The organism is Ornithinimicrobium sp. F0845, from assembly GCF_023015765.1.
Lineage (GTDB): Bacteria > Actinomycetota > Actinomycetes > Actinomycetales > Dermatophilaceae > Ornithinicoccus.
The window spans coordinates 1-1,366 of the sequence record NZ_JALKAL010000033.1; the positions used below are offsets into that span (position 1 = coordinate 1).

3 protein-coding genes are annotated in these 1,366 nt (G+C 64.2%); all 3 read left to right on the forward strand.

Annotated features, from left to right (window positions below):
• The first annotated feature begins 234 nt into the window (after positions 1-234).
• Positions 235-558, forward strand: coding sequence for a hypothetical protein (locus tag MWU75_RS19585; RefSeq protein WP_247094139.1), 324 nt, complete (start codon positions 235-237; stop codon positions 556-558).
• Positions 542-784, forward strand: coding sequence for a DUF6290 family protein (locus MWU75_RS19590; RefSeq protein WP_247094141.1), 243 nt, complete (start codon positions 542-544; stop codon positions 782-784). Before MWU75_RS19585 ends, MWU75_RS19590 begins: the two co-directional genes overlap by 17 nt.
• A 312-nt stretch (positions 785-1,096) precedes the next feature.
• A partial coding sequence (locus MWU75_RS19595; protein ID WP_281497560.1) for a sigma factor occupies positions 1,097-1,366 on the forward strand: 270 nt, incomplete at its 3' end.

Consider the following 1,366-nt stretch of genomic DNA (forward strand, 5'->3'; position numbering starts at 1 on the left):
CCGAAAGTGAGCCACACCCACAGCGAGCTGGGTGGGCAGCCGCATGGAGAGCGTCCCGTCGAGCACCTAGATCGAGTCTGGCCAGACACCGACCCTGCGTCCAGTCTCTAGTAGCCGCGTACGGTCGCGTCGTCCCGCACGGTGACCCCCACTCGCTGGTCGCGTGATCGGCGAGAAATCGAGGGCGCGCTCGAGGTTCTGTACTACATCGTCGTTCAGTGACATACTGACGTCGTGAGTGCAGAGCTCCACTGGGACGCCGAGTCGATCGCCTACATCACCGACCGCTCCAGACGCTACCCCGGCGCCGTCAACATCGATCCCAGCTGGACCCGTGAGGTCCTGACCGACGTCGACCTAGTGGCGCTGGAGCCGGATCCGAAGTCCAGGATGGGCGCCTCCCGCTTCATCGGTCACTCACAGTCGGCGGGGCGCGTGCTGGTCGTGATCGCCTACCGCGACCTCGACGGTGAGCTCCACGGAGTGAACGCCTGGCCGGCCACCGGGGCCGACCTGCAGATCTATCAGGAAGGACGCGACGATGACCAAGACAGTTGACCCTCAGCTGATCGCCGAGATGCGAGAGGAGTCCGAGCGCACCAAGGACGCCCCCTACCCGACGGGAACCCGGGGCAAGCGCCCGAATCGGTCCCAGGTGTATTCGGTACGGCTAAGCGCGGAGGAGCAGGCCAAGGTCCAGAGCGTGGCCGACGCCAAGCACCTACCTGCCTCCACCCTGGTGCGCTCCTGGATCCTCGAACGACTGGACCAAGAGAGCGCCTGAACCGGCTGCTTCACCGCTGGCCGTCCGCAGCGACGTGCGTCCTATCGCCGCCAGAAACGCACTCATCTGCTTGTATGTAGGTGATCTTTCGGTCACCGGCGCGGCATGGTTGGCCTCGTCGAGGAGCAAACCCACTTTCGTGGGTGATGTCGGTGATTGGCGCGTCACGCCGGCGAAGCTGGCGGGGTGGCGCAATCGGCCCTGGACGACGTAACGTGGCGCCCTCGTCCATGCGGTGCTTCCTTGTGCAACCTTTCCCTGGCCCGGTGCGTAGGTGAGTCATGATCGGGTTCATGACGAGGGAGCGATCCGATGCGAAGCGGTAAGGCTCAGCAGGATGCTGAGTTCACCTCCTTCGTCAGCGCAGCCATGCCGGAGCTGTCGCGCATCGCTTGGTTCCTCACCGGGGAGATTCACAGCGCGAACGAGTTGGTGCAGGCGGCCCTGGTCAAGACTTACGTTGCTTGGGGAAGAGTTCGTCGGGGAGAGGAGATTGCCTTCACGCGTCGAGTGATGGTCAATCACCGAACGGATCAGTGGCGGCGTAGACGACGCGAGGTGCTGTCCGGAGAACCACGGGAA

Excerpts from the sequence above, each read along its gene's own strand:
- MWU75_RS19590 (WP_247094141.1), top strand. The coding sequence starts at position 542 with ATGACCAAGACAGTTGACCCTCAGCTGATCGCCGAGATGCGAGAGGAG.